Annotated in this window: 5 protein-coding genes and 1 pseudogene; 2 read left to right on the plus strand and 4 right to left on the minus strand. The window is 36.3% G+C overall.

The features are described 5' to 3' along the window. From dcm to FTV43_RS14630, 4 genes and pseudogenes are all read right to left on the minus strand, one after another. Positions 1 to 984: DNA (cytosine-5-)-methyltransferase (gene dcm, locus FTV43_RS14615; protein ID WP_179995771.1), on the minus strand; the 984-nt coding region annotated here is incomplete at its 3' end. Between the two features lie 139 nt (positions 985 to 1,123). Further along, positions 1,124 to 1,267: pseudogene (locus FTV43_RS14620) on the minus strand (helix-turn-helix domain-containing protein); the annotation flags it as partial. Positions 1,268 to 1,428: 161 nt separating this feature from the next. Beyond that, positions 1,429 to 2,253 (minus strand): ImmA/IrrE family metallo-endopeptidase, encoded by an 825-nt coding sequence (locus tag FTV43_RS14625; protein ID WP_163146744.1) that lies wholly within the window; start codon positions 2,251 to 2,253, stop codon positions 1,429 to 1,431. 32 nt (positions 2,254 to 2,285) lie between these two features. After that, positions 2,286 to 2,615: a helix-turn-helix domain-containing protein gene (locus tag FTV43_RS14630; protein ID WP_087662598.1), complete on the minus strand. Its 330-nt coding sequence runs from the start codon at positions 2,613 to 2,615 to the stop codon at positions 2,286 to 2,288. Between the two features lie 387 nt (positions 2,616 to 3,002). Here FTV43_RS14630 and FTV43_RS14635 point away from each other — a divergent pair, with 387 nt between their 5' ends. Both FTV43_RS14635 and FTV43_RS14640 read left to right on the plus strand, forming a co-directional pair. Beyond that, positions 3,003 to 3,212, plus strand: coding sequence for a hypothetical protein (locus FTV43_RS14635; protein WP_163146743.1), 210 nt, complete (start codon positions 3,003 to 3,005; stop codon positions 3,210 to 3,212). A gap of 23 nt (positions 3,213 to 3,235) precedes the next feature. Then, positions 3,236 to 3,799, plus strand: coding sequence for a hypothetical protein (locus FTV43_RS14640; RefSeq protein WP_163146742.1), 564 nt, complete (start codon positions 3,236 to 3,238; stop codon positions 3,797 to 3,799). Positions 3,800 to 4,221 lie beyond the last annotated feature (422 nt).

Consider the following 4,221-nt stretch of genomic DNA (forward strand, 5'->3'; position numbering starts at 1 on the left):
TACTTCCTTTTCTAACACGTCCTGTATGGTCGGACGGACTTCAGGGAAGAGTTTACTGATATTTTTCAGGGAAAAGTCGCCCTTGATATCCAGGCTGCGTTTGAAGCCTACCAGTACAATACGCTCACGGTGCTGGGGAAGGAAGTTCTTGCCGTCAATGATTTTTGGATCATTCGGACCACTCGCGTCAGCATCTGCAACATCATAGCCCAGCTCGTCCAGCGTCTTCATGATGATACGGAAGGTATTTCCCTTGTCATGGCTTTTCAGGTTCTTTACATTCTCGAGTACGAAAATAGCTGGCTGTTTTGCTGCAATAATACGTGCCACATCAAAAAACAGTGTTCCTTGTGCTTCACATTCAAAACCATGTGCCTTGCCGAGGGAGTTCTTTTTTGAAACACCTGCCAGAGAGAACGGCTGGCATGGGAAACCGGCCAGTAGTACCTCATGATCCGGAATTTCGTTATCAATATGTTCATAAGCTTCATTGATGTCTATATCCGGATCTTCAGTCAGCGTAACCTGTCTGATATCTTCGTTGAATTTATGATGTTGAGGATCACAGTACCAGTTGGCCTTGTAGGTCCGGATGGCTTCCTTGTTCCATTCGCTGGTAAAAACGCATTGTCCCCCTATTTCCTCAAATCCCTTCCTAATCCCGCCAATCCCGGCAAACAGATCAATAAAACGGAATTTATAGTCCGGATGGTGTGCTGGTGGCTTCGGTAGCATCTTTTGCTGAAGCATCTCCACTTCGCCCTCACTGAGTGCCCGTGGTGCACTCTTTCCATTGAGCCATTTATTCAGCGTTTCACGGGTCCAGTCATACTGTCCAACCCTGCGAAGTATTTCAGCAACAGTTTTCTGGTCGTATGACTCCAAGACCTGATTGACCAGCATTTTGTGCTCTTCAATTTTCTGTTTTTCCTGGGTTAGGTACTTTTCATGCAGGTCATCGGCTTGGGAGAGAAACTCTTTCATCTATAAATCTATATTTGGGTATTTTGAGTGATACTTTATCACTCATTTGACCCAGATATAAGCTAAAACATTCATTGTTGCTCATAAAACATCCATTAAAAAGCTGATAGGGGAAAAGCAGCCCTGAATGTAGGTCCAACTGGGCCTTGAGCTTTGTATTTTGCAGTAAACGTCTGATCTGACGTTTTGAAATATGAAGTAACTGAGCAGACTAGGTTTGAGGTATGCGTTGATCGCAGATTTCCTGCAAGATTGACAATCTTTTAAGTTCTTTATCTGGCATGACGCTAACATATAAAATCGTCTGCTTCGACAATCGCAAAAGCACATATTCTAAAAGTGAACATTTTTACTTTGGAGAAATCAGACATTTCTATTTTGGGCTTACAAACCAACTTCGCGTAAGAGATTTTATGTTAAATAAGAAACTGTATATTTAATATACTATTTGAATGAAGGGGGTTCCCATGTATCACTAAACTCATCTTCAATCTCTTCATATAAAGTATTTGTTGTGATTACTGTGAGAGTTTTTTCATAAGATCCCAATGTGATACTTTCCTCAATTGCTTTAATACGATGATTTGTATCAATCCATTCATTAAGAAAAATTTCTTTTTTTGATAGCTCAGTTGAAATTATATTTTTATTTGGTAAGACTTTGTTTTTTATATAAATACACTTTCCAAACTTACGTAGTTCCTTAGTATCGAAAACAGCATCTACTTTACCATTTGAACTGATAATTAATAGCGCAGGTGCTTCAGTAAGTTCAATATATCGTATAGCTGTAGAGGTTAAGGACGTATTGAAAATACTAGCTAAAGACTTAATTGCTTCTAAGCCGTCATTGTATTTATACATTTCCTTTTCAAAAAGAAATTTAGGCATTAGTAAGCAGGTAGAAAAATAGTCTGCTTCTCTTTCATAGGGATCTTTACTGCTCGAACCTGCACTTGAAAAATGAGTACCATTTTTATTAAAGATATTTTCAGGATGTTCAGGTAAAAAATAATGCCCAAATTCATGGGCAATACTGAATCGTTGATATGGAATATTATTGATAGAAGAAGCATAGTAGATTAGGAAATCATTGCCATTCCTAATAAGCGCTCCAGAAATACCATGACTCTTTTGAGATTGAGTTTGTATATCAATCCCTAGTTCTTCACCTAATTTAAAAAGATCTATTTCATAATCGATTAAATCGTAATCCTGTCTAATCTGAGTAGCTGCTTTTTCAATATATTGTTTGGTGTTATTAGACATTATCTTATTCAATGTACTAAGAAATAAATAGTTTATTTATTTCTTAGTGACTCTGCAAATCGTCGAATAGTTTCTCTATCACTATCTGTTAAGTTTTGAAGATCTCTAAATAGAGTGTCCGTATTAGTTCCTTCAAAACTATCTACTCGTCCTAGTAAGTAATCTGTAGATACTTCTAGCGCTATTCCTAATTTTCTCAAATTATCAAAAGATGGTTTTCTTGACCCAGCTTCCAAATGTGAAATTGAGGTAGAAGGAATTTTAGATTTTTCAGCTAATTGAGCTTGAGTTAGTTTACGTAACTCTCTTATCGCTTTAAGCCGTTCAGGAAACACGTAGGTTTCATTAGATTCTGTATTCATAATTCTATTCTACTGATTATATTTTTGTATTTCTATAATAATTCGAAATAGAGAAATTTTGTTGACGAATTCGACAAGTAGTGTTAATAATATTTGTGACAACATTTAGTTGTCGAATTCGACAATATTAGGAGCGAAATATGTCTTTAAAGCCAGGACAGAATACAGGCCGTGATGGTGGGATTTATCGAGAGCAAGGTCCTAGAGGTGGGTTGAGAGATAACTACTCAACTATTCCAGATCGAACTATTGCCCCCCCGACATCAAAGCCAAATTCAAGCTGGGTTCGTGTTGAACGTACGCCAGATAGTAAGCGATGAGCTGTGAAAGACTGTTAAGTACGCTTGGCAGTCTTTTTAATAATTTCATATTAACGAAGGCACTGAGATGACTGATCAAACAATAAATATTTTATGTTCTTGCGGAAGCGATAAGTTTGAGATTCCTAGTAATCCTAAAGCTTCAGATACGATTACTTGTGCTAAATGTGGAGCACAAGAAAAGTATGGAATATTGCAGAAAGAAATAGCTTCTAAAGTTAAAAAACAAGTTGAAGCTAATTTTAAAAAAATGTTGAGAAGAGCGGGTTTTAAATAAGCTAATTGTTGATAGGAGGTCCTGTGTTTCCACCGAAAGAATATATAAAAAAATCTTTTAAACAAGGGGTTGCAATAACTATCCTTTTAGGAGTGATCCCTCTTTTATTAGCTTTATGTCAAGATATTTGGGGAGTCATTTTTCATAAAAGTCATGATCTATCTAACTTTAACGAAATGATGAAGAGCCTTATACCTTCCCATGATAATTATGTCCATATTCTTATTTGGCTTTCGGGAATTTACTGTCTACCTTTATTAATGTTAGTTGTAGCAGAAAGAGAATTAGAAAGGAAAATACCAATACCGAGTTGGATAAAGAATTTTATTCTTAATTTTGAATATGCATTATCAGCTATTTTTAGTGTGATGTTTGTTGCATCAGCTATTTTCTTTACTACAGGTTTTTTCTTCTGTTTTACCAGTTTCGGTGTCTCTTATGGCATTGGATTTGTTGTTATTGGAATAATTCTATTTACTCTCACTATGTATGCACTAGCAGCGATGCTAGAGCTTAAAGACCTATTCGTGAAAAATGATTCCGATTCAGAGAAAAACCTAGATTCTGATAATGAGAAGGAAAGTTAATTTAATACCTATAGTTTTCCTTTTAATAATAAAAAACCCCAGCATCCTGCCGGGGTTTCTCATATTGGGTTGCTAGGTATGACTCCTGTCTTAACTCACGCTCCTGGTGCGATCTTTCTTATTCTTGTTGTTTGGAACATCCTGTTCTCTATGACTTCATCATAGGAAAATTCACCTCTCCTGGACAGCCGCAAAGGGCCGAGTTTTATGTGAGCCAAAGCGTACAAAATAGCCTAAATTTTATCCACAAAAAATGGGGATAATTTTAAGCATTCAAACATTGATAAAATTTAAAAAATCGCAAAATCGACTACTTTTTAAACAAATTTATTGGCAAGAACTATCAAAACTGCTCATAAAAAAGCCGACTTGTTTCCAAGTCGGATTTTGAACATCATCGAGCAAATAATTTATATCATAAG

Source organism: Acinetobacter sp. YH16053 (genome assembly GCF_013417035.1).
GTDB classification, from domain to species: Bacteria; Pseudomonadota; Gammaproteobacteria; order Pseudomonadales; family Moraxellaceae; genus Acinetobacter; species Acinetobacter towneri.

What these genes read in the sequence shown, in the direction of transcription:
- FTV43_RS14625 (WP_163146744.1), bottom strand. Translation starts at nt 2,253, where the DNA reads ATGTCTAATAACACCAAACAATATATTGAAAAAGCAGCTACTCAGATT.
- FTV43_RS14635 (WP_163146743.1), top strand. Translation starts at nt 3,003, where the DNA reads ATGACTGATCAAACAATAAATATTTTATGTTCTTGCGGAAGCGATAAG.
- FTV43_RS14630 (WP_087662598.1), bottom strand. Translation starts at nt 2,615, where the DNA reads ATGAATACAGAATCTAATGAAACCTACGTGTTTCCTGAACGGCTTAAA.